This window comes from Psychrobacter sp. CX21, assembly GCF_057396255.1.
This window is the reverse complement of the sequence record NZ_JBXYJG010000001.1, coordinates 166,744-190,709: the sequence shown is the minus strand read 5'-3', so window position 1 is coordinate 190,709 and position 23,966 is coordinate 166,744. Positions and strand designations below refer to the sequence as shown.

General features: G+C 40.7%; 16 protein-coding genes and 1 tRNA gene. 8 read left to right on the top strand and 9 right to left on the bottom strand.

Translation table 11 applies throughout. The features are described 5' to 3' along the window. The first annotated feature begins 479 nt into the window (after nt 1-479). The 5 genes from gltB (at nt 480) to AC2SLP_RS00795 (ending at nt 9,159) form a co-directional block, all read left to right on the top strand. The gene (gene gltB, locus AC2SLP_RS00815) at nt 480-5,003 is read left to right on the top strand and encodes a glutamate synthase large subunit (RefSeq protein ID WP_486534725.1); all 4,524 of its coding nucleotides are present in this window, start codon (nt 480-482) and stop codon (nt 5,001-5,003) included. A 174-nt stretch (nt 5,004-5,177) separates the two neighbouring features. Next, complete coding sequence (locus AC2SLP_RS00810) at nt 5,178-6,596, top strand: FAD-dependent oxidoreductase (protein WP_486534724.1); 1,419 nt, start codon at nt 5,178-5,180, stop codon at nt 6,594-6,596. 229 nt (nt 6,597-6,825) lie between these two features. Beyond that, nucleotides 6,826-7,473 (top strand): carbonic anhydrase, encoded by a 648-nt coding sequence (locus tag AC2SLP_RS00805; protein WP_486534723.1) that lies wholly within the window; start codon nt 6,826-6,828, stop codon nt 7,471-7,473. Nucleotides 7,474-7,563: 90 nt separating this feature from the next. Further along, nucleotides 7,564-8,109 (top strand): lactoylglutathione lyase, encoded by a 546-nt coding sequence (gene gloA / locus AC2SLP_RS00800; protein WP_486534722.1) that lies wholly within the window; start codon nt 7,564-7,566, stop codon nt 8,107-8,109. Nucleotides 8,110-8,217: 108 nt separating this feature from the next. After that, the gene (locus AC2SLP_RS00795; protein WP_486534721.1) at nt 8,218-9,159 is read left to right on the top strand and encodes a mechanosensitive ion channel family protein; all 942 of its coding nucleotides are present in this window, start codon (nt 8,218-8,220) and stop codon (nt 9,157-9,159) included. Between the two features lie 189 nt (nt 9,160-9,348). Here AC2SLP_RS00795 and AC2SLP_RS00790 read toward each other — a convergent pair whose 3' ends face one another. The 3 genes from AC2SLP_RS00790 to ribA all read right to left on the bottom strand — a co-directional run bounded on the left by AC2SLP_RS00790 (nt 9,349) and on the right by ribA (nt 11,773). Beyond that, nucleotides 9,349-9,801 carry a c-type cytochrome gene (locus tag AC2SLP_RS00790; protein ID WP_486534720.1) on the bottom strand — a complete coding sequence of 151 codons (453 nt, stop codon included), beginning with the start codon at nt 9,799-9,801 and terminating at the stop codon, nt 9,349-9,351. Nucleotides 9,802-9,958: 157 nt separating this feature from the next. Next, nucleotides 9,959-10,975 (bottom strand): oxygen-dependent coproporphyrinogen oxidase, encoded by a 1,017-nt coding sequence (gene hemF / locus AC2SLP_RS00785; RefSeq protein WP_486534719.1) that lies wholly within the window; start codon nt 10,973-10,975, stop codon nt 9,959-9,961. An 84-nt stretch (nt 10,976-11,059) separates the two neighbouring features. After that, on the bottom strand, nt 11,060-11,773 hold the full coding sequence (gene ribA / locus AC2SLP_RS00780) for a GTP cyclohydrolase II (protein ID WP_486534718.1): 714 nt from the start codon (nt 11,771-11,773) through the stop codon (nt 11,060-11,062). Between the two features lie 581 nt (nt 11,774-12,354). Here ribA and dxs point away from each other — a divergent pair. The 3 genes from dxs (at nt 12,355) to AC2SLP_RS00765 (ending at nt 16,878) form a co-directional block, all read left to right on the top strand. After that, complete coding sequence (gene dxs / locus AC2SLP_RS00775; protein WP_486534717.1) at nt 12,355-14,595, top strand: 1-deoxy-D-xylulose-5-phosphate synthase; 2,241 nt, start codon at nt 12,355-12,357, stop codon at nt 14,593-14,595. Nucleotides 14,596-14,870: 275 nt separating this feature from the next. After that, nucleotides 14,871-15,701: an inositol monophosphatase family protein gene (locus AC2SLP_RS00770; RefSeq protein WP_486534716.1), complete on the top strand. Its 831-nt coding sequence runs from the start codon at nt 14,871-14,873 to the stop codon at nt 15,699-15,701. Between the two features lie 463 nt (nt 15,702-16,164). Then, entirely contained in the window at nt 16,165-16,878 is a 714-nt protein-coding gene (locus AC2SLP_RS00765) for a hypothetical protein (protein ID WP_486534715.1), read from the top strand. Between the two features lie 7 nt (nt 16,879-16,885). Here AC2SLP_RS00765 and AC2SLP_RS00760 read toward each other — a convergent pair whose 3' ends face one another. The 6 genes from AC2SLP_RS00760 to gatA form a co-directional block, all read right to left on the bottom strand. Next, nucleotides 16,886-18,217: an APC family permease gene (locus AC2SLP_RS00760; protein WP_486534714.1), complete on the bottom strand. Its 1,332-nt coding sequence runs from the start codon at nt 18,215-18,217 to the stop codon at nt 16,886-16,888. Nucleotides 18,218-18,413: 196 nt separating this feature from the next. Further along, nucleotides 18,414-19,316, bottom strand: coding sequence for a formyltetrahydrofolate deformylase (gene purU, locus AC2SLP_RS00755; protein ID WP_486534713.1), 903 nt, complete (start codon nt 19,314-19,316; stop codon nt 18,414-18,416). A gap of 366 nt (nt 19,317-19,682) precedes the next feature. After that, entirely contained in the window at nt 19,683-20,321 is a 639-nt protein-coding gene (locus AC2SLP_RS00750) for a BLUF domain-containing protein (protein ID WP_486534711.1), read from the bottom strand. Nucleotides 20,322-20,618: 297 nt separating this feature from the next. Further along, a tRNA-Pro gene (locus AC2SLP_RS00745) sits at nt 20,619-20,695 on the bottom strand. A gap of 142 nt (nt 20,696-20,837) precedes the next feature. Then, on the bottom strand, nt 20,838-22,358 hold the full coding sequence (gatB, locus tag AC2SLP_RS00740; RefSeq protein WP_486534709.1) for an Asp-tRNA(Asn)/Glu-tRNA(Gln) amidotransferase subunit GatB: 1,521 nt from the start codon (nt 22,356-22,358) through the stop codon (nt 20,838-20,840). Then, nucleotides 22,358-23,857, bottom strand: a complete 1,500-nt coding sequence (gatA, locus tag AC2SLP_RS00735; RefSeq protein ID WP_486534707.1) for an Asp-tRNA(Asn)/Glu-tRNA(Gln) amidotransferase subunit GatA — start codon at nt 23,855-23,857, stop codon at nt 22,358-22,360. Before gatA ends, gatB begins: the two co-directional genes overlap by 1 nt. Nucleotides 23,858-23,966: the final 109 nt, after the last annotated feature.

The window sequence follows — 23,966 nt, the reverse complement described above, 5'->3', positions numbered from 1 at the left end:
CTGCTTCTCATGATTTATAGCTATGTTCAACCACTCTATATTTAGAAACGTTTTTAATAAAAAACCAGCTACGTTAACGGCCTAGTATTGTTAACGACTTAATTTTTTAACCTGTATTAAACACTTTCATCCTAACCGTAAATTACTTTTATGCTATTTAATAGTTATGGCAAGTAAATAGTTAAAACAGTTTGAAAGTTAGTCTAGAATAAAAGTTAAACCAAGCCAGAGTTGTACAACTCAAGCGTTTATTAAGTATGGTCGCAAGTATCAATCAAGTACCTTAGAATTGAATACTGCTAAAAGTCATTACCACCTGCTAAACATTTTAATATTGATAAACAACTAAGTCAGCCTAAAATCATAATTTTTATCTTGGCTAGCTTCATACATCAGCTGTCACTATTCTTACAGCTGCGCATACCTAAAGTAATTATGCATAACGCTTTATATCGCGTTATACCAACAAAGGACACGCCATGACCCAGACTTTTAAAGCCAATCCTACCTCTTTGAATTATCAGCATACTCAATCACAGCCATCTATCGAAGATAACAAAACTTATTTAGCCTCTCCGGATGACTTTAAAGACAACTGTGGTTTTGGTTTGGTTGCTCATATAGAAGGTGAGCCAAGTCATCATTTAGTCAAAACAGCCATTCACAGTTTGAGCTGTATGACACACCGTGGTGGTGTCGCAGCGGATGGTAAAACAGGGGATGGGTGTGGCTTGCTACTTGCAAAACCTGTAGAGTTTTTTAATGCCGTTGCAAATGAGCTTAATATCGAATTAACCGAAAATTATGCCGTGGGTATGGTTTTTTTAAATGACGATGAAACGCTAGCTGCACATAGTCAAGAGGTATTGAATAAAGAAATAGAAGCTCAAGGTTTGACAGTAGCAGGGTGGCGAGATGTGCCAGTCGACTTATCTATAGTTGGTGAAATAGCACGCGAGACCCTACCAGTATTTAAACAGGTTTTTGTAAATTCAAAAGAAGCTATAAAAGACGAAGATTTTAATAGAAAGCTATATGTTGCTCGAAAAAAAGCAGAGATTTCACTTACTGATGATCCTTTGTTTTACGTCACCTCTCTAAATTGTCAGACGGTTATATATAAAGGTCTGGTAATGCCATCAGACTTACCCGCATTTTATAGTGATCTACGTGACAAACGTTTGCAGTCTCATATTGTAGTGTTCCATCAACGTTTTTCTACCAATACATTACCGCGTTGGCCGTTGGCGCAACCGTTTAGATATTTAGCCCATAATGGCGAGCTTAACACCATTACCGCAAACCGCAATTGGTCGGTTGCCCGTACTCCGAAACTTGAGACCGAAAAACTTCCTGAGATAACTCAATTGCATCCGCTCGTGAATCGTACCGGTTCAGACTCTTCAAGTTTAGATAACATGCTTGAAGTGTTAATCAGCGGCGGTATGAGTTTATTCCATGCCATGTCTATTTTGGTACCGCCTGCATGGCAGAATGTCGATAGTATGGATACCGATCTGCGCGCTTTTTATGAGTTTTACTCTCAGCATATGGAGCCATGGGATGGGCCAGCAGGTCTGGTTATTCAAGATGGCCGCTATGCGGTATGTATGTTAGATCGTAATGGTTTACGTCCATCACGTTGGGTGACTACCCAAAACGGTTATATCACTGTGGCGTCTGAAATAGGGGTTTGGGACTATGCGCCAAATGATGTGATTGCTAAAGGCCGCGTTGGTCCTGGGCAAATGCTGGTTATTGACACTCTAAATGGCGAAGTGCTAGATGATCAAGTTATCAGCAATCGCTTGAAAAAAGCGCATCCATATCGTAAGTGGTTACGAGAAGAAGCCACTAGAGTGCACGATAATGAAAAGATTGAAGAGACGCTACTTGATGAAGGCTATCGAGGTGAACCGCTTAAATCGCTTCAGAAGATGTTTAACATCACCAATGAAGAGCGTACTGAAATTATTCGTCCGAATGCAGAAAATGGACAAGAACCAGTCGGCTCAATGGGTGATGACACTCCAGTAGCTGTATTATCTAGTCAGATACGTAATGTCGCCGATTTCTTTAGACAACAATTTGCGCAAGTGACCAATCCACCGATTGATCCGCTGCGTGAATCTATTGTGATGTCACTGCAAACGTGTTTGGGTGCTGAAACGAATATCTTTAATCCGACGCCGCGTGATGCGCATCGTATTATATTGTCTACGCCTGTCTTGTCGCCAAGTAAAATGCAGCAGCTAGAAGGGCTTGAAGATCCGGCATTTTTGAGTCAAAGAATAGATATTAATTATGATGAATCTTTGAGCTTAAGCGATGCTATCAAGCAAATCTGTGAAACGGTTGAACAGGCAGTTCTAGACAACAAGACCTTGATTATTCTGTCAGATAAAAACATTCAAAAAGGTAAGATTCCTGCCAATGCTGCAATGGTCACGGGCGCTGTGCATCATTATCTTATCCAAAAAGGACTGCGTACCGATGCTAACTTAATTATAGAGACTGGCATTGCGCGTGATTCTCATCAAGTTGCCGTGCTTATTGGTTTTGGGGCAACCTGTGTTTATCCTTATCTAGCATATGATGTTATCGCTGATCTTGTGGCTTCAGGTGAGTTGTTAGGAGATCCAATTCAAGCGCGTACTAACTTCCGTAAGGGTGTGGATAAAGGTTTATTAAAAATCTTATCTAAAATGGGTATTTCTACCATTGTTTCATACCGCGGCGCTCAGTTATTTGAAGCGGTTGGACTGTCTGAAGAAGTGGTTAATTTATGCTTTAAAGGGGTTCAAAGCCGTATTAAAGGCGCAACCTTTGAAGATTTAGAAAAAGATCAAAGACTATTGGCAAAAAATGCCTTTAGTCGACGTACCCCAATCGATCAAGGCGGTATGCTTAAGTTCGTATTTAATAAAGAATATCATGCGTTTAATCCAGATGTAATCAATACACTACATAAAGCGGTCCGTACGGGTGATTTTGAAAATTATCGTGAGTACGCAAATCTTGTTAATAACCGCCCTGTTGCCACATTACGTGATTTACTTAAATTAAAGCCTGAGAGCATTATCGACATATCTGAAGTGGAAGGTATTGAAGAGATTTTGCCACGTTTTGATTCAGCGGGTATGTCTTTGGGCGCATTGTCCCCTGAAGCACATGAATCCATAGCTTTGGCGATGAATACCATTGGTGGTCGTTCAAACTCAGGTGAGGGCGGTGAAGACCCAACTCGTTATGGTACTATGCGTAACTCAAAAATCAAACAAGTTGCGTCAGGTAGATTCGGGGTTACGCCAGCCTACCTACGATCAGCTCATGTGATGCAGATTAAGGTAGCTCAAGGTGCTAAACCTGGGGAAGGTGGTCAGCTGCCAGGTGGTAAGGTGAATACCTTAATTGCGCGTCTTCGTTACTCAGTTCCGGGTGTGACGCTGATTTCACCACCACCGCATCATGATATTTATTCTATTGAAGATTTAGCACAGCTTATCTTTGACTTAAAACAGGTCAATCCAGATGCGTTGGTTTCAGTCAAATTAGTCTCGCGTCCAGGGGTAGGCACTATTGCAACTGGTGTGGCTAAAGCTTATGCTGATTTAATAACCATCTCAGGTTATGACGGTGGTACAGCAGCATCACCTTTATCTTCTATTCACCATGCCGGCTCACCTTGGGAGCTTGGCCTTGCAGAAGCGCATCAGTCCCTACGTGTTAATGGCTTGCGTGATAAAGTTCGTATGCAGACCGATGGCGGTCTTAAGACGGGGCTTGATGTGGTGAAAGCGGCTATATTAGGGGCTGAGAGCTTTGGTTTTGGTACCACTCCGATGATTGCCGTTGGTTGTAAATACCTACGAATCTGCCATTTAAATAACTGCCCAACGGGTGTTGCTACGCAAAAAGCCGGATTACGTGATGAGCACTTTATTGGTGAAGCAGAAATGCTGATAAACTTCTTCAAGTTTATCGCGACAGAAACCCGTGAATGGTTAGCATTTTTGGGCGTGCGTAGTATGGAGGAGCTGGTTGGACGAACCGATCTTCTTGAAGTTTTAGAAGGGTTTACTCCAAAACAGCGTAATCTTGACTTAAGACCGTTACTTGAGGCGCACCCTGCTGCTCAAGGTAAGCCGCAGACTTGTCAAGTAGAACGCAATAAGCCATTTGATAAAGGCTTATTAGCAGAACGCATGGTTGATGATGCTATTAGTGCAATTCGTCAAGGTAAAGGCGGAACATTTAGCTATCAAGTAGGCAACTGTGACCGTTCTATTGGTGGACGTTTGTCAGGTGAAATTGCCCAAGTATGGGGTAATATTGGTATGTCAGATAAACCAATTAATCTGCATCTAGCGGGTACAGCTGGTCAAAGCCTTGGCGTTTGGAATGCTGGTGGATTAAACATTGAGCTTGAAGGCGATGCTAACGATTATGTTGGTAAAGGTATGGTAGGGGGTGAAATCGTTATTTATCCGCCAAAACACTCTAACTTTGCATCGCAAGATACAGCCATCATTGGTAATACTTGCTTATATGGCGCAACGGGTGGAAACTTATACGCATCTGGTACCGCTGGCGAGCGATTCGGTGTTCGAAATTCGGGCGCGCATGCTGTTGTTGAAGGGGTGGGCGATCACTGCTGTGAGTATATGACAGGTGGCGTTATTACCGTACTTGGCAAAACAGGTCTTAACTTTGGTGCGGGGATGACGGGCGGATTTGCTTTCGTATTGGATTTGGACAATACGTTCTTTGATCGCTGTAATCACGAGCTAATCGATTTACACCGTATTTCAAGTGAGCAAACGGAGGAGCACCGTAGTTTCTTAAGAAGTATCATTGAAACGCATGTAGAGAAGACGGGTAGTAGTTGGGGCCGTCAAATCTTAGCTGACTTTGAAAACTATGCACGTAAAGTGTTTTTGGTGAAACCAAAAGCGGCCAATATTACCTCACTACTACATAGCACGACAGCGGATCCTCAATAACGCAGGCCCATTTATTGAATTAAAAGATTAAAAGTTATCATCACATATATTTTGTCCAAGGGAGGAGGTCATCCCTCTTGTGGCAGGTTTTATAGGCACTCTTATCTGTCAAATTATTATTATATTTGACTAGATAAGTGCGCCATAATTCCAACTTAAGGAGACAAAACCCTAATGAAGCGTATTATTAACAACTTTCAGTTTCTAGATGTGCCGCGTATGGATCCTGAAAAAAAAGATATTGTGACACGCTCAACAGAGTTTGTAGAAATTTATACACCATTTGAATCACAAGAAGCTGCTCAGCAATCGCACCGCTGCTTAGAATGTGGTAATCCATATTGCGAATGGAAATGTCCAGTACATAACTATATTCCAAACTGGTTAAAACTTGCCACCGAAGGTCAAATATTTCAGGCCGCTGAACTGTGTCATCGTACCAATACGTTGCCAGAAGTATGTGGCCGCGTATGCCCACAAGATAGATTGTGTGAAGGCGCCTGTACATTAAATGATGGCTTTGGCGCTGTGACCATTGGTAGTGTTGAAAAATATATTAACGATACCGCTTTTGCATTAGGATGGCGTCCTGATATGAGCGGAGTTGAATGGACAGATAAAAAAGTGGCGATTATTGGAGCTGGGCCAGCAGGTTTAGGCTGTGCCGATATATTAGTTCGCGCTGGGGTCAAGCCTGTTGTCTTTGATAAACGCCCTGAAATTGGCGGCTTATTAACTTTCGGTATTCCAGAATTTAAAATGGAAAAAGAGGTGATGCGTAATCGCCGTACCATATTTGAAGGCATGGGTGTTGAGTTTCGCTTAAATACTGAGATTGGTACAGACATTACAGTCGATGAATTGTTGGCTGAATATGATGCTATCTTCATGGGTATGGGAACATATACCTATATGCGAGGTGGTTATCAGGGTGAAGAGTTAAATGGTGTTTATGATGCCCTAGATTATTTGATTGCTAACGTTAACCGCTGTAATGGCTGGGAGCAAGACGAAGAAGAATATATTGATTTAAAAGAAAAACGCGTTGTAGTCTTAGGTGGTGGTGATACCGCCATGGACTGTAACCGTACAGCTATTCGCCAAGGTGCTGAGAGAGTAGTGTGTGCCTACCGCCGTGATGAAATCAATATGCCAGGGTCATTACGTGAGGTCAAAAACGCAAAAGAAGAAGGCGTTGAGTTCTTATTTAATCGTCAGCCTACTGAAATTATTGGTTTAAATGGTGATGTTACCGGCGTAAAAGTGGTGACTACTCAATTAGGTAAGCCCGACAACCGTGGACGACAACGTCCTGAACCCATTCCAAATTCAGAAGAAATTATTGATTGCGATGCGGTCATTATGGCATTTGGATTCCGTCCAAGTCCTTCCGATTGGTTTGAATCAGTAGAGGTTAAAACTGATGATTCTGGCCGAGTCGTTGCTCCTGAAGAGCAGCTGTATAAATTTCAGACCAAAAATCCCAAAATTTTTGCCGGTGGCGATATGGTACGCGGTTCTGACTTGGTCGTAACCGCAATCTGGGAAGGGCGCGAAGCGGCTAATGGAATCTTAGACTATTTAGAGGTTTAAGTTTAAGCGCTAAAGTTATTCAAACTTGAGTCATTGTAGATTAAATGTTGAAGCTTGAATTATTTAAGCTTGAATTTGATGTCTAAAAGTAAATGCTTTAATCGACGTTTTATTTATGTTTATAATATAACCCTCTATAGTGAGGGTTTTTATTTGTTTATTTATTTGTTTACTTATATGTCTATAAAAACGCTTTCTTACCATAACTTCAACAATTAAGAGATTATATATGCCAATTAAATCCCCTGCTGAACGGCCCAAAAATGGTAAAGAGGCTTTAAATTGGCTTCGTAAAGGTAATGAGCGTTATGTTAACAGCCTAACTTATATAGATGAATCACTGAGTGGGCGGCCAGAACTGGTTGAGGAGCAGCATCCTTTTGCGATTATATTAGGCTGCTCTGATGCCCGTGTGCCTGTTGAGATTGTGTTTGATCAAGGCTTGGGAGACTTGTTTGTTATTCGAGTGGCTGGTAACGTAGTGGCACCGTCACAAATTGGCTCCATCGAGTTTGCAGTTGAGAAATTCAATACAAAATTAGTCGTCGTATTAGGTCATTCTAACTGCGGGGCAGTGACTGCTTGTGTTGAAGCATTGATGGATCCGGAGAAATACTATACCCCAAATTTACAATCTATAGTCGATCGTATTCGTCCTAGTGTCTATAATTTGCACGAATTGGCAACAGCAACTGGCGCTGACGTTGATGCGCAAGAGCTTATTGACCGGTCTATCAGTGCTAATGTACGTATGTCTGTTAGTCAGCTTAAGCATGGTTCTCGACTATTAGAAGACATGCACCGTTCTGGAGAGCTACTTATCGTTGGCGCAGAGTATGATCTGACGACAGGACAAGTTGAGTTCTTACAGGATTAAGTCGTATAGACAACACCTGTACAGCCCCTATACGGCCACTAGCTGTTAATTTGATCTTTATTTAAAACAAATAAAATAAGTGAGGATACTATGTCAACTACTAATATCGATCAGCCCCAATCATCACAAACAGTCGCTGGTGTTCAGCCCATTGCTAATCAAACTGAAGGATACACTTTCAATCACACCATGCTACGTGTCAAAGACCCAAAGGCCTCTTTGGCATTTTATACAGGCGTGCTTGGCATGACTTTATTAACCATCAAAAAATTTCCAGAAATGGAATTTGATCTATATTTTTTGGCCAAATTAACGCCAGAAGAGCGTCAAAATTTACCTAAAGAAGATGATTTGGCGATATACACGTTCCGCCAACGTGGTATTTTAGAGCTGACTCATAACTATGGAACTGAAACAAAAGAGGGGCGTATTTACCATGATGGTAACGAAGAACCTCAAGGCTTTGGGCATATATGCTTTAGTGTTCCAGATTTAGATGCAGCCGTTAGGTGGTTTGATCAAAACGATGTCGAATTCAAAAAACGTCCGCATGAAGGTAAAATGAAGAATGTGGTGTTTATCAAAGATGTTGATGGATATTGGATAGAAATCGTTCAAGCTGAGCTTATGGGGTAATGGGCTGCATACAGCATCATGTTGATTATAAATGTGGTTAAATTGAAAAACTGAAAACATCAGCCAGTATGATGGTTAATAGCGGATTAATAATGAGGGATGTATTGGATGGCAGAAGTTAGTGTAGGGGATAAGGTTGGCGATAAGATAGACGAGTATCAAACCATTGCATCAGCAGGCAACCAGATGATAGATGGCTTTCTAGAACGCCTTCCTTATTTTATTGTTGCACTTGTTGTCGTGCTAATATTTTGGTTTCTCTCCAATATTTTTAAAACAATAGTCACTAAGCTATTGTCCAAGAGCCATACGCATCGTAATCTAGTTAAGGTATTTCAACGCGTAGGTGGCGCCTTAATTCTATTTATTGGTCTTATGATAGGTATGGTAATTGCTATACCAGGGTTCACGCCTGCAAAATTAGTAGGGGCGCTGGGTATTGGTTCGGTCGCCGTCGGTTTTGCTTTCAAAGACATTTTTCAAAACCTATTATCAGGTATCTTGCTCTTGTTATCTGAGCCGTTTAAAATAGGGGATCAAATTATTTCGGGTGATTTTGAAGGTACGGTTGAAGATATTAAGGTACGCGCAACTACGATTAGAACGTATGATGGCAGGCAAGTTGTTATCCCCAACTCACAGCTATACACCAGTGCATTAACTGTTAATACAGCTTATAAGCGCCGCCGTTTAGAAGTGGAGGTGGGTATAGGGTATGATGATGATATTCGTACTGCTCAGCAAGCGATACTAGAATCTTTGGACAAGTCAGACACAGTCTCTAAGCTTGCTGAACCTTCCGTAATTGCAACTGCATTTGGTGGCTCTAGTATTGATTTAAAGGTGAGATGGTTTATTGATGATGGTACTCAGGCTAATAAAGTAGTGTCTATTGATGAGGTGGTTGTAGGGATCAAGAAAGCCTTAGATGCGGCTGATATCAATATACCTTTCCCAATTCGGACCCTTGATTTTAGTGATGGTTCAGCAAGACAGCTCGCGGAACAAGTCATTGAAACTAAAGAGACACAATCAGGAAATAACCACTGACTTTAACTTATCTACTAAGGCCATATAAAGCAGATAAATGGTCTAGGTTCATTAAATTCGGAATAATTAAACGCAGGATAGTTAACTGCAAGATAGTTATACGCAGGATAGTTAAACGCAAGATAGTTGAACTGACCTAAAAAAGCCCTGATATCAGGGCTTTACTATAATCTTTGGATTATTTACGCTCTATTTATCATCAGGAACTTTAAAGTCTTCATGGCAAGATTTACAGCTATCACCCACAGGCTTTAAGGCAGGTAGAATCTCTTGTAAGCTAGTAGAGTTCTGGGCAACCGTATTAAGCTCAGCAGTCACTGTTTGGAACTTTTCAGCTTCAGCTTCAAAGTCAGCCGCGTTACTCCACACCGCTTCGGTAGCGCCGCCCATATCATTTGCATCGCCAAAGTGAGTCCATGGCGTTGCGGCACTATCAGCCAGATATTGAGCATTTTCTTGAAATACAGCAAGATCAAAGGTATCTGGATTTTCTGCCATACCTCCCATGACTTCCATAGCATCTTTCCAGTTCTTCATCGCGTCTTGACGAGCACTAACATCTTCACTAACACTAGTACCGCAGGCGGTAACGACTAGGCTAAGAGGAAGTAGAGTGGCTAGCAATATATTTTTTAATTGCATGGCTATATCCTTATAACTGTAATTTAATTGAGGAAACGGTATTACAATATCTATACTATTCTAATCCGTATATTAATAGCAATAATGCCATAAGTGAACAAGCTTTGAATAGGTCTAAATATTAGCATAACATTGTTATAAAATTTTGTTTAAGTTATTAAGTTTTATTTAACGACAACCATTCTTGAGGTTTAAGATAAAATTCAGTTAGCTTATGCTCAGGGGTATTTGGCTGAGGCTCATAGCGATACTGCCATCCCGTTAACGGCGGCAAACTCACTAAAATAGACTCGATACGTCCATTGCTTTGCAGCCCAAATAAAGTTCCTCGGTCATAAACAAGATTGTATTCAACATAACGACCACGGCGGTACAATTGGAACTCGCGTTGTTGCTCAGTAACTGGCGTTTTTTTGCGTTTATTAAAAATAGGTAGGATCCCATCAAGATATCCTTGACCTACCGCCTGCATAAAATCGAAACACGTTTTAAAATCCCATCCTCGACTTTCTGTATTGACATCATCATAAAATAACCCGCCCACGCCGCGCTGCTCATCACGATGACGTAGATAAAAATACTCATCACACCACTGCTTAAAATCAGCGTAGATAGTGTCACCAAAGGGTTGACATAAATCATGACAAACCTGATGCCAGTGTACACAGTCTTCTAGGACGGGATAAAATGGTGTCAAGTCAAAGCCGCCACCAAACCACCAAATCGGATCTTCGCCTTCTTTTTCCGCCACAAACAATCGAACATTGGCATGACTCGTTGGTACGTGCGGATTGCGTGGGTGCACAACAAGCGAAACGCCCATTGCTTGTGCGGCACGTCCAGCAATATCAGGATGACGCGCAGTTGCAGAAGCAGGTAAATTACTGATATTGATATGACTAAACATAACGCCTGCTTTCTCTATAACCTCGCCATCTACCATGACGCAAGAGCGCCCACCACCGCCTTCAGGTCGTTGCCAGTCATCGGCAATAAAAGTAGCCTCGCCGCCGCCATCGGCTTCTTGCTGTTCAAGCGCCGCACAGATCTTCGCTTGAAGATCCACTAAGAATTCACGCACTTTTAAAATATCTTCATGGGTTGGTGAGCTGACTGCTGTGTCAGACGCGATAGGTGCACCGTTGGCATTAGGTGGTTCGGTTGGCAGTGACATGCAATACTCCATTTTGGACGTATAAAGTGTGTTGAACGTTAAACGTGTTAACTGTATTTGCTATGAATAAGCAAAGAATACACGTTAGTCATCAGATACTGGGTTAAATTGATGCGATGAGATGTCATCCGATAGATAATGTCCCATACGTTCACGTTTCGTTGCTAAATAATCTGCATTATAAGGATTTAAACCGACAACTAGGGGTATGCGCTCTACCACCTCAAAACCCAAATCTTCTAAATAATTTAGCTTTTTTGGATTATTGGTCATCAAGCGTAGTTTTTTAACCCTCATATAATCTAGCATGGGTTTACACATCTCATAAGTACGCGCATCAGCTGGCAATCCCAATTCAAGGTTTGCATCTAGTGTATCATGGCCTTGATCTTGCAGCGCGTAGGCCCGTATTTTATTCGTTAAACCAATACCTCGTCCTTCTTGTCTAAGATACAATATTGCGCCGCACCCATACGCTTGTATGGCTTTCATGGTTGCATTAAGCTGCGGTCCGCAATCACAGCGTAGTGAAGAAAATGCATCACCTGTTAAACATTCTGAATGAACTCTTACCAGAGGTATCTTTTCATCTTCGATAATCTCAGCGCTTTGAGAAGGCTCATTAACCAGTGGTAGCCCGCACGTTAACATAACATGCTCTTGTTTTTGAGCATTTTCAAACACATATATATCGAACTCTCCATGAGCAGTAGGCAGTTTTGCTTTACTAACAAACTGATAAGGAGAGGCGGGTATGTTTTGAGATGTATTTGTATTTTTAGAATAGTGTTGAGACATTACAGGCCTAGAAAGCAATTTTAGTGAGTATGTAGGTTGAAGATTATAGATATTAAAGTATGGATTGTTATGCACATATAAGGAAACCATCGCACATATAAGGAAACCATCATCCCCTATTATAATTTTAAATTTAAACGGGTATTGATAGATATAACCTCAATGAGGGCATTAGTAACATAATTAAATCAAAATCATAGAAATTTCACATATGAAATATGATGTATAAAGCGCTTGATGAAAAAAAATGGTATTATGCCATACTCTTTATTTCTATACAGTGTTTGCTAGCGATTGACAGTGTCATAATAATAAGAAATTGATCGTATTGTTTTTCTAACGTTAACTTTATAGTTAAAACGTGATTCTAAATTTAAAAGCAGATCAACCAATAATAAATGCGCGTCATGCCCGTTATGCACTTTAATTAATAAACATTCATCCAAAATATTCATCCACAATGATGCTAGGCCAATAATGAAAACATGTATTTATAAGTGTTTGGCCATAATTGATATACTATTTAGATCAAATTTATTAGAAGCATCGCTATACTCAGATTTGTAGGTTTTGTAAGGTCTATGCAGCAATCATCTCATTCAAACTCTAACCAGACTGCGCCCTCGCAAACATCAAGCTCATTGCAAGACCGTGGTACTCAAGCCGACGCTGCTACATTAGGGCATCCGGGTATGCGCTTGTTTACTGATATTCCTGCTACCCGTCCTCTAACGCCTATTTTAGACAGTATCGAATCACCAGATGATATCAAGCCCTTGAGCCAAGAGCAGCTTATGCATTTGGCGGATGAGCTGCGTGAATACTTATTGTATTCAGCCGGTAAAAGCGGTGGGCACTTTGGGGCAAATTTGGGCGTTGTTGAACTGACCATAGCGCTTCATTATTTGTATGAGACGCCTAAAGATAAAATAGTTTGGGATGTCGGCCATCAAGCTTATGCGCATAAAGTATTAACCGGCCGCCGTGAGCTTTTGCCTACTATCCGTGCTAAAGATGGGCTGACTGCGTTTCCAGAACGTCAAGAATCAGAATATGATACATTTGGTGTTGGGCATTCTTCAACATCGATTTCAGCAGGTTTGGGCATGAGTCTAGCGCTGCGACACCTACAATCTGATGCCAAAGTTGCTTGTGTTATTGGTGATGGTGCAATGACAGGCGGAATGGCTTTTGAAGCGATGAATGACGCTGTTCAACAAAATGCAGATTTACTAGTCGTACTCAATGATAATGACATGTCAATTTCATGTTCGATAGGCGGCTTTTCTAGACATTTAGCGATGTTATGGGAGTCAGGCTATCAAGTAAACATTACGGAGTCTGGTAGACCAAAGCTTATTTATCGACCTGAAATTCCGCTTACCGAGCGTCGTGCTCGCCATAGTGAACAGCGTAATATTCCTAAAGTTGCAGACAATTTGTTCAAAGCCATTGGGTTTAGCTACTTTGGCCCATTTGATGGTCATGACCTGCCAGAGCTCTTGCGAGTTATTAACCTTGCCAAAAAAGTATCAGGTCCAGTACTGGTACATATCTATACCACCAAGGGTAAAGGCTTTGTGCCGGCAGAAGGTGATCCGGTCAAATACCATGCCATAGGTAAGCTGCCTGAACAGCTCGTTACCGTAGCTGACACCGACAAGGCATCAGAGACTCATAAAAAGAAATTTTCTCAAGTATTTGGTGAGTTTATCTGTGATAAAGCAAGTATTGATAATACGCTTATGGCCATTACGCCAGCTATGGAAGAAGGCTCTGGCATGACCGAGTTTGCTCAGAAGTTTCCTGATCAATTTTTTGATGTGGCTATTGCAGAGCAGCATGCTGTCACACTCGCCGCTGGTATGGCAACTATAGATGTGAAACCCATCGTTGCTATCTATTCCACCTTTTTACAGCGTGGCTATGACCAACTTATTCACGACGTTGCGCTGCAAAATTTAGATGTAATGTTTGCTATTGATCGGGCAGGCTTGGTCGGTGAAGATGGTGCAACCCATGCTGGTGTCTTTGATCTTGCTTATATGCGCTGTGTTCCAAACTTGCTCCTCGCAACGCCTAAAGATGAAAATGAATGTTATCACCTATTGAACACATGTTATCAGCATAATGGTACCACAGCTGTTCGTTATCCTCGTGGCACTGGTACAGGTGCTGAAATTATAAAGCCTGCGCAAATCTATCCTTTCGGCAAAGCCGTCCTTGAGCAAACGTATCGATCTGATATGAGTATAGAGGATGCAAGTATCATATCTGCAAGTACCATATCTGCAAGTACCATATCTAATAGCCAATTTGTTAATACTCAGTCAAAAACCCCCCTATTAACAGATACACTTTTAGATGATAATACGGATAACCGTCATATTAAAGTTGCATTACTCGCATTTGGCCCCATTACTCATACTGCCGATATCGTTGCCCAAACACTTGTCAATAATAGTAAGTTGATTAAATCTTTAGCAAAAAATAGTGAGTCGATTAAATCTGTCGTGTTAGAAATAAGCGTCGTCAATATGCGCTGGGTTAAGCCGCTGGATACGCAAATGATTGATACCTTAATAGACCAAGGCTATAGTTATTTAGCTACCTTAGAAGAGCATGTCGTACTGGGCGGTGCTGGTAGTGCCGTCAACGAATACATTCTAAATAATTCAGCGTATAGCAAACAAGGGCTTAAGATAAAAAACATTGGTATTGAGGATGAATTTATCCCGCATGGTAGTCATGAACAGCAATTGGCTGAATGTGGCTTAGATGTTGATGGTATCATAGCGACGCTGACAGCAATGCTAGCTTGATGCTGAGAAGTGCCAAATAAATGCCGAATTAAAATAGACAGTTTCAAGTAGGTTAACCATAAAGGTTTTGCCACGCATGACGTTACGCTTATGAATTTGAGCCTTTGAGTTTCAGACTAGGATTTCAAGCTTAAAACATTATACTTAAGAAGCTAAGTTTAATGTGACACCAAAACTCAACTATTTAACCGAATTATTAACTCTTCTATAACTTATATAATAGCTCTCACACCGCATATTTTACTGAAAAACCCAAAGATGTTAATAGGAAAATTATGGAACCCATGGTCGTTATCGCAGCGCGTGCTGCTGAGAAAGTTGGCGCTGAGCTTTTAAAAGCCCATCATAACCGTCATAAAATTGAATTCGATACAGAATCAAAAGGCTTAGAAGGTTTAGTGACCAAAATAGATCGCTTTAGTGAAGAGCTGACGATTGAAACCTTAAAGTACAATTATCCTAACCATTCATTTCTAGGTGAAGAGTTTGGTATGCAAGAGGGGCAGGGTAGCGATTCTGAATGGTGCTGGGTAATTGACCCACTAGATGGCACTCATAATTTCGTTCACGGTGTGCCCCATTTTTGTATCTCTATCGCAGCTCAGCGCAATGGCGTTACCGAGCATGGTGTTATTTATGATCCTGTTCGTGATGAGATGTTTACCGCCAGCCGTGGCAAAGGTGCTCGATTGAACCAACGCCGATTGCAAGTAACCCAGCGCAAAACAATTGAAGGGGGATTGTTTACCACCGGACATCCGCTTGAGCGTCAAGAAGGCGATAAAGTGGTGTCTTATGCAAAAGAGCATTTTGCGACACTACAAAAAATTGCCGAAGAAGGCGGGCAGGTGCGCCGTTTAGGTTCAGCTGCTTTAGATTTAGCCTATGTAGCTGCAGGACGCTTTGATGGTTACTTTGAAATGAAGTTAAAGCCGTGGGATATCGCAGCAGGTGAGCTTATTGTTAACGAGGCGCGTGGTGTGGTTGTTGATCACAATGGTGCTCAAAATGCGATGCAAACAGGGTCTATCTTCGCTTGTAATGTTAAGCTATTAAAACCACTCATGAAAATGGTCGTACCCACTTGGGGCAATGCAGTTCGCTAGTCTAAGCGTATTGGTAGCAGCTGTAATGCTTAGCAGATTTGCATTTATATGCTCTAATAGAACAGGTTGCCTTAAAAATATAAGTCTTAAGACTACCTTAGCCCATATAAAACATAAGCCCATTAATCTTAACGATTTTTGGGCTTATTATTGCTTACATCAAGACTGGTTTTAAGGCTGTTCTATTAAGACGGTTTAGTGGTTAGATTAATGACATAATGGTAAGGCTCGTGAACGATTGAATCGCCGCACTCGCACCATAGTCAGCGAACTAATAAACGGTTACAGTGTTAACCTCGCTAAAGCTACAAGATAGTATTTGCACCTAGTTGACTTGAAACCCTTGTAGACTTCTTTGACGATATATTTTGTTTAAATCACTTTGTTTATATCGCTTTGATTGATTATCTTGCCTTACTATAAGTTAATAGAACGCTTATTTAATCATGCCATAGGATATCATATGAAACGCTATATCAATGCCACGCTATCAACATCATTACTCGCCACTTTACTACTATTAATAGGATGCGATAAAGAAGCTACAGATGATGAAGCAACTAAGTCTCAAAACATGGCGCATGACAATATGGCGCATGAGGGTAGCGCTCACACCGAAGATGTGGCGCCTGTAGGGCATACTCAAAGTCATGTAGAGTCACAAAACACTACTGCGACCACTAGACCAAATTTTGGTATATTAGCCGCAGAATATGGTAAAGAAGTCAATGAGCTATTAGCAGACACAGAATTGGCGGATAAAACCTCTACAGATATAATAGAAGGCAATTCTGGGAATGGTTTTGTTGTAGATTATCCGTATCAAATCAGCCTTAGTGGAGCTGTTAATGATTCAGGAAAATTAAGCTCATTAACTTATACCATGCCATTAAACGATGACATTGAGCAATCTAGACAAAAGTTGTCACAGCTTATGACGGCATCAATGCAGGTTCTAAATCATGAGCAAACTAAAGCAGAATCAGAAGCCAAAGTCGCAAGCCTATTAGATCAAGCATATTCAAATTTTATTATGCAGGGTACACAGCAACGCTCAATCGGTAAAGTAGATAATAATATTTATGTCTGCGACATATCAGACCGAGGAGTCCGTCTAATCATCGAGCCTGTTGAAGGCAGTCGTTACAACCAATTAAGTGACCGTAATAATAATTGAGTTTGTATCAAATGAGCTGTTTTCTATTTCTAATATAGAAAAACACCACAATGCCTAAAGCGATCCAAAATGCCAAACTAAAATAAGAAGGCAGAGAGATATTTGAATCAAAAAATGGTGTTAATAAAAACACTAAAAATGCAAATGAGACGAACATACCCAGGCTACTTAGTACTTTATCTTTATTATTTTTAGCAATTTTATAAGCACATAAACAGGTCATAAAATACGCTACTGATGCACCAATAGAAGATAAATCAACAAACCACAATAGGGCAGTACGTCCAAAGAAAGGCACAATAATCGCACAAGCCCCAATAAAATAAATCACCCAACGTGGTATGGTGCCATTGCCTGTTTTTAAAGCGCCTTCACGTTTACCTACCTTATAATCATCACTCATGGTATCAACCAATCGACTTGAGCTGATGAAAAATCCATTTAATCCAGACACAACGGCACCAAACATGGCCACGGCCAAAAAGTAAAATATACCTTTGCCGACGAGGATTTTGACCGCTTCACCCGTTGCCCAAGCAGAATTAGTTAAAGAATCACTGGAGATACCAAGCGCAGTGACTACATTTAACACATTATAGATAATAGCGCCTATCACAATGGCGAGCATGGTAATGTGGGACACTGATTTAGATGATAACTTATGGTCACCTGAGAGTTGAGCCACAGCATCGAATCCTATAAATGCCCAGGGAGCAAAGGCAATAATCCGCACCACTGAGGACATATTGAGCTCACCCCAATTAGAATTCAGGTTCTCAATTTGAGTGCTCTTTATATTAAGTATCGAGATTAGGACAATAAGTAATAATGATCCGACCAAAGCAAACACTAGTAAGTTTTGAGTTTTTAATGCACCCTTTATGCCTTTAATATTGATAAAAGTGAACAACGCAATAATGCTAATTGAGACAATAATATCATTCAAATAAACAGGATAGCCTGAAACTGAATAAAGATATTGGCCTTGGGTATAAAATGGAAAAACGGCATCAAGTACCATAGGAACTGCGGTGGCATTTAACGGAATGATAGATAAATAAGCGAGTAGTAACCCCCACCCCGTAATAAAACCAGACTTTTTACCAAGTAGGGTTGTCGCAAAGCTGTATTCACCACCTGACTCTGGAACCTCAGTCATGACCTTTGAATAACTGTTTTCAATAAAAACGAGCATGATAATAGCGATACTAAAGCCAACTAATGTGTTTAATACCCCATAATTTGGTAAGAAGACATTACCTGGTAAGATAAAAGCGCCCCAACCAATTACTGACCCCAAAGCAATTGAGAAAATTTCCTTCTTACCTAAATAACTCATAACTGTCGTATACCTTTGTATGTTGTTGAGTAAGCCATCTAATCCTTAGATGTAGCCTTTGCTATTACTTATTATGTTATTAACTTTTATTATCTACTGTATTGCTTATTGAAAGGCGACTTTGAGTAAACCATCCTACCAAAAAGCGAATAAAAATTAGTTCTTATATTGAATTTGATTGTAGCAATAATTACCCTTAGTTAAATACCACCGTCTTGTTACCTGATACAATGACGCGGTTTTGCACGTGCCAATTGACCGCGCGCGCCAGCACATTGCGCTCGACATCACGCCCAATAGCGCGTAGCTCTGCCACACCCTGACGGTGAGTCACTCGATGTACATCTTGTTCTATTATTGGACCTTGATCCAAATCTGCGGTGACATAGTGTGCGGTTGCCCCAATAAGCTTCACACCTTTATTAAAGGCCTGACGATAGGGGTCCGCGCCGACAAAGGCTGGTAAAAAGGAGTGATGAATATTGATGATGCGCATCGGCCAGCGGTTGACAAAATTTTCGGACAAAATTTGCATATAACGTGCTAAGACTAATAAATCGTTGCCCGCCATAATGGTATGAATGTGTTCTTCAGCGTCCGCTTTATTTTCTTTAGTCACAGGCACATGATGGAAGGGTAATCCAAAGTTTTCGACGGCCTCTCTCAAATCCTCATGGTTACTAACCACACAACTAATCTCACAATCTAATAGCCCGCGTTGGTGACGCCATAATAAGTCGAGTAGGGCATGATCGAATTTTGAAACTAAAATACCTACTTTTGTTTTGATCGCATTGTTGTGTAGTTGCCATTTCATGTCGTAACGTTTGGCGACGGTATGCCCAAAGCTAGCTTGAAGGTTATCAATGATGTCATTTAGTCCAGTTAGTGCAAATTCTAAACGCATAAAATACTGACCACCTTCATGCGCAGTAGAATACTGATCTAAGGTGATGATGTTCGCCCCGTAGCGGTGGATGAATTCTGATACCGCTTGCACTATACCTGCTTGATCTAAGCATTTGATTAACAAAGTAGCGGTATCAAAAGCGGTTGTATCTGATGTCCTAATAAATTTTGATGGTTTAGCAGTTGTCATAAAAACTCATTCAATATATAAGATGGTGAGTTATTATAACGCTCTACTGCCATGCAAACATCAAAAATTAACGAATCACATAACATTAGATCGGAACTTTTAGATTAGAACTTTTTTACTTAATAATCACATTATGCTATTTGATAAACTAACAGTGGTACAATATAGCCAATCAATAGTAATGGTCAGGCTATTATTATGCTAAAAGACTACTTATATTGTTCACAAAAAAAGGTAAATCGAGTATACGATTTACCTTTGCATAAACTATAAAATCAGCTATCTCTAAAACAATAAATAAAAACTAATAATGGAATCTAAAATATGAACAAACAGAATTAAAAGATTTAGGCTAACTACAATAGCTCAACTATAAAATACATCATATTTAAAAAGTAAGATGACAAATGAAGTGGATATCATAGAGGTAAGGAATAACCAGAAAAATAAGCTGTCAGAAGATAATTTTAGTTCTAATTCTTTAAATCCTATAGAATCAAACGTAATTAAATTAGACGTATAATCAACATTTTGACTATCAAAACGTTTCATGGCGCTGATAAAGGTTTCAACAAACCAAGGCTGCCAAGTATCAGGTTTAAAAGGTATGAATTCTGTCATAGCAGTAGGTTCAGTTTGACGTTTCCAACTACTATTGTTCAAATTAAGGCTATGCATGCGCCAATCAGAAAACGTATGGCCACTAACCGGTTTAGTTAAAATGACTCTAACTTTTCTATGGTTGGGATCTACAAATATTCTAGACATCAACTCTAATACAGCTTGTTTAGGACCCTCAAGGTATTGCAGAAACACTCTCGCATCATTACATAGAAACCCAGTAATATTAAATTTTTTGTTGAATGTAGTAGAGTGGTTTTGAATATGCTCGAATACTGATTTATCCGTCGTAAAAACATCACTTATGTATATTAATCTAATCGATTGATTAGGTTCTACCTCTACCAGATTCTCATAGACTTTCTCTATGCTTCTTAGTTTCATTATATACTAGCCCTGCCGTTTAAATGTATAGACAATAAATTAGCCAACAAATAATATGGCCAGTAATGAGGAATCTATTTCTACAGAATTGCTAACATCTGATATCACAAAGTGCATAGTTCAGTGAATACAAGGTGTCAAGATAAATATTAAGTCGCACATATTATTAAGGTATATAACATTGTCTAGATCATATTACAATATTATTAAACTTATAATAGGTTTTAATTTTGTTACTTAAGTATAACATAAAAAAACCTGCCGTATTGCTACGGCAGGTGATTTAATACTTATATTTGGTCGGGACGGCAGGATTTGAACCTACGACCACTACACCCCCAGTGTAGTGCGCTACCAGACTGCGCTACGCCCCGATGGATTGACTATTTTACTCAATAATAGTTTTTTTGCAAGCCTCTATATAATTTATAACTGTAAATATAATCTAAATGATTTAAATGGGTGGTTTAGAGTAATACCACCCAATTTATATCAAACTTCATTCTATTATATAGCTCAACCTAACAGCTCTTTTAAAATTTGATTAACCTGCTGAGGGTTAGCCTTACCACGGCTCGCTTTCATCACTTGACCAACAAGACCATTAAAGGCTTTTTCTTTACCGCCTTTATACTCATCAACCATCTGTTGATTGTTAGCGATCACTTCCTCAACCATGGCTTTAATAGCGCCCGTATCGGTCTCTTGCTTTAAGCCTTTAGCTTCTATAATCTTATCTGCTGCATCTGCGCCATCACCACCTTCACCATCATATAGGGCAGTGAAGACTTGTTTAGCAAGTTTTCCTGAGAGCGTGTTGTCATTTAAGCGTTTTAATAGGCCTGCCAGCTGCGCTGAACTAATTGGCGATTCACTTATTGTTTTGTCTTCTTTATTAAGAGCACCGAGTAAATTACTCATCATCCAGTTTGCGGTAAGTTTGGCATGTTCAGTACCCACTGATTCCAAAACAGACTCAAAGTAATCCGCGAGATCACGGCTATCGGTTAGCACACGGGCATCATACTCTGAAAGCCCAAGCTCCGTTTCGAACCGCTCGCGGCGCTGAACGGGAAGCTCTGGCATTGACTCACGGATGTTATCAACCTTCTCTTGTTCAAGGCGCACTGGTAATAAGTCAGGATCAGGGAAATAGCGATAATCATCGGCATCTTCCTTAGTGCGCATGATACGGGTCTCATCGGCATCAGCGTCATATTGCATCGTTGCTTGAATCACTGAACCGCCATCTTCTACAATATCAATCTGACGCTCAATTTCGCGTTTAATAGCATTTTCGATATTGCGAAAAGAGTTTAAGTTCTTAAGCTCTGTACGCGTACCGAACGCTTCTCCAGGCTGACGTACAGACACGTTACAATCACAACGGAACGACCCTTCAGCCATGACAGCATCAGAGATGTCAAGCCAAGTTACAAGCTGGTGTATGGCTTTAATATAAGCAACGGCTTCAGCGGCAGATCGCATGTCAGGCTCAGATACAATCTCAATAAGCGGCGTACCTGCACGGTTCAAATCAATACCTGTCATGCCAGAAACAGCATCATGCACAGATTTTCCCGCATCTTCTTCTAGATGACCACGAGTTATACCAATACGTTTAGCATACTCATTTTTTTCACCTTCATTTACAACCACATCAATATACCCTTTACCCACAATAGGATTTGCCATTTGGGTGATTTGATAGCCCTTAGGTAAGTCGGGGTAAAAATAGTTTTTGCGATCGAAGGTGTTTAGCATGCCAAGTTCCGCATTGACCCCAATGCCAAATTTCAACGCGCGCTCTATAAGACCTTCATTTAATACAGGTAAAACCCCAGGTAGACCTAAGTCAACAATATTAGCCTGAGTATTTGGCTCATTACCAAACTCGGTAGGCGACGCTGAGAAGATCTTACTGTCCGTATTGAGCTGACAATGAATCTCAATGCCGATAACCACTTCGTAGCCATCAATTAATAACTCTTTGCGAACTGGCTGATGTGAGGTGTTGTCTTCAGTGATAGCAGTCATTAGATGCTCTCCTGTGCAGTAGCTGATAACTTAGTGTGGTAATCCGTATGTTGCTGGAATAGATGTGCAGTAGACAACAGTTTGCTGTCATCCCAATGGTCTCCAATCAGCTGCAATCCAATTGGCAAGCCTGAATCAGTAAAGCCTGCTGGCATGCTAATCGCTGGAAGACCGGCTAGATTAACACCAATGGTATATACATCTCCTAAATACATGGCTAAAGGATCTAATGCTGTGTCAAGTTTGTAAGCTGCAGTAGGCGATGTTGGGCTGGCAATAACATCACACTTCTCAAAAGCTTTATTAAAATCTTCTAAGATAAGGCGGCGTACCTTCTGTGCTTTATTATAATAGGCGTCGCAATATCCAGCGGATAGGGCATATGTTCCCATTAAGATACGGCGCTGAACCTCAGGACCAAAACCCTCAGAGCGTGAGCGCGTATATAGATCTTCTAAATCCTTAGGGTCTTCACAGCGATAACCAAAACGCACACCATCAAAACGGGATAAATTTGAAGACGCTTCAGCAGGGGCTAGCATATAGTATGTAGCAAGTGTAATCTCAGGATCAGTGATATTAACCTCTACAATAGTTGCGCCTAGATCTTCATATTGTTTGAGGGCAGCGCGGACAGTCGCTTCAACCTCAGAATCTAAGCCTTTGTCGAAGTACTCTTTTGCAACGCCAATGCGTAAACCTTCAAAAGGTTTGTCCAAGCTCGCATTTTGAGCGGCATCATGCATGTCTGTCACATAGTTAGGAATGGGGTGTTTAATGCAGGTAGCATCGCGTGGATCGTGACCTACCATAGGCTGCAACAAATATGCACAGTCCTCAGCAGTGCGTCCAAACGTGCCAGCTTGATCCAAGCTTGAAGCATATGCAATCATACCAAAGCGAGAAACACGGCCATACGTAGGCTTAATACCTGTTAAACCACAAAATGAGGCAGGCTGTCTAATAGAGCCACCGGTATCACTACCTGTTGCAAACGGTACAAATGCAGCAGCCACTGCGGCAGCTGAGCCTCCAGAAGAGCCGCCCGGTACGCGATCCGTATCCCAAGGATTATGCACCGCGCCATAATATGAGCTTTCATTATCCGAGCCCATAGCGAATTCATCCATATTCAGCTTACCTAAGCACACGGCACCGGCATCCCGAATATTAGAAACCACAGTCGCATCATATGGCGATACGAAGTTATGAAGCATTTTTGAGCCAGAGGTTGTCAAAAGACCTTTGGTACAAAATAAGTCTTTATGGGCCATAGGTAAGCCAAGCAAGGATGCGTTATTACCTTTGCTACGTTTTTCATCAGCCGCTTTAGCAGCTTGTAGGGCGCCCTCTTCATCGACGGTGATAAAGCTATTGATTTTATTGTCTAAAGTATTAATACGCTTTAAAAAGTGTTCGGTTAGCGCCACACTGCTAAACTGCTGGCTGTCAAGGCCATCTATTAGCTGAGCTATGGATAAATGATGTAATTCAGACATAGTGGGTGTCCATTAATTAAGTGATAATTGTGTTATATACGGGTAATGCTGTTATTGTTTTAGATGACTAACTTAGAGGTTGTGAACTGTTAACTATAAATCAAAAACT

What these genes read in the sequence shown, in the direction of transcription:
- gltB (WP_486534725.1), top strand. Translation starts at nt 480, where the DNA reads ATGACCCAGACTTTTAAAGCCAATCCTACCTCTTTGAATTATCAGCAT.
- AC2SLP_RS00810 (WP_486534724.1), top strand. Translation starts at nt 5,178, where the DNA reads ATGAAGCGTATTATTAACAACTTTCAGTTTCTAGATGTGCCGCGTATG.
- AC2SLP_RS00805 (WP_486534723.1), top strand. Translation starts at nt 6,826, where the DNA reads ATGCCAATTAAATCCCCTGCTGAACGGCCCAAAAATGGTAAAGAGGCT.
- gloA (WP_486534722.1), top strand. Translation starts at nt 7,564, where the DNA reads ATGTCAACTACTAATATCGATCAGCCCCAATCATCACAAACAGTCGCT.
- AC2SLP_RS00795 (WP_486534721.1), top strand. Translation starts at nt 8,218, where the DNA reads ATGGCAGAAGTTAGTGTAGGGGATAAGGTTGGCGATAAGATAGACGAG.
- AC2SLP_RS00790 (WP_486534720.1), bottom strand. Translation starts at nt 9,801, where the DNA reads ATGCAATTAAAAAATATATTGCTAGCCACTCTACTTCCTCTTAGCCTA.
- hemF (WP_486534719.1), bottom strand. Translation starts at nt 10,975, where the DNA reads ATGTCACTGCCAACCGAACCACCTAATGCCAACGGTGCACCTATCGCG.
- ribA (WP_486534718.1), bottom strand. Translation starts at nt 11,773, where the DNA reads ATGTCTCAACACTATTCTAAAAATACAAATACATCTCAAAACATACCC.
- dxs (WP_486534717.1), top strand. Translation starts at nt 12,355, where the DNA reads ATGCAGCAATCATCTCATTCAAACTCTAACCAGACTGCGCCCTCGCAA.
- AC2SLP_RS00770 (WP_486534716.1), top strand. Translation starts at nt 14,871, where the DNA reads ATGGAACCCATGGTCGTTATCGCAGCGCGTGCTGCTGAGAAAGTTGGC.
- AC2SLP_RS00765 (WP_486534715.1), top strand. Translation starts at nt 16,165, where the DNA reads ATGAAACGCTATATCAATGCCACGCTATCAACATCATTACTCGCCACT.
- AC2SLP_RS00760 (WP_486534714.1), bottom strand. Translation starts at nt 18,217, where the DNA reads ATGAGTTATTTAGGTAAGAAGGAAATTTTCTCAATTGCTTTGGGGTCA.
- purU (WP_486534713.1), bottom strand. Translation starts at nt 19,316, where the DNA reads ATGACAACTGCTAAACCATCAAAATTTATTAGGACATCAGATACAACC.
- AC2SLP_RS00750 (WP_486534711.1), bottom strand. Translation starts at nt 20,321, where the DNA reads ATGAAACTAAGAAGCATAGAGAAAGTCTATGAGAATCTGGTAGAGGTA.
- gatB (WP_486534709.1), bottom strand. Translation starts at nt 22,358, where the DNA reads ATGACTGCTATCACTGAAGACAACACCTCACATCAGCCAGTTCGCAAA.
- gatA (WP_486534707.1), bottom strand. Translation starts at nt 23,857, where the DNA reads ATGTCTGAATTACATCATTTATCCATAGCTCAGCTAATAGATGGCCTT.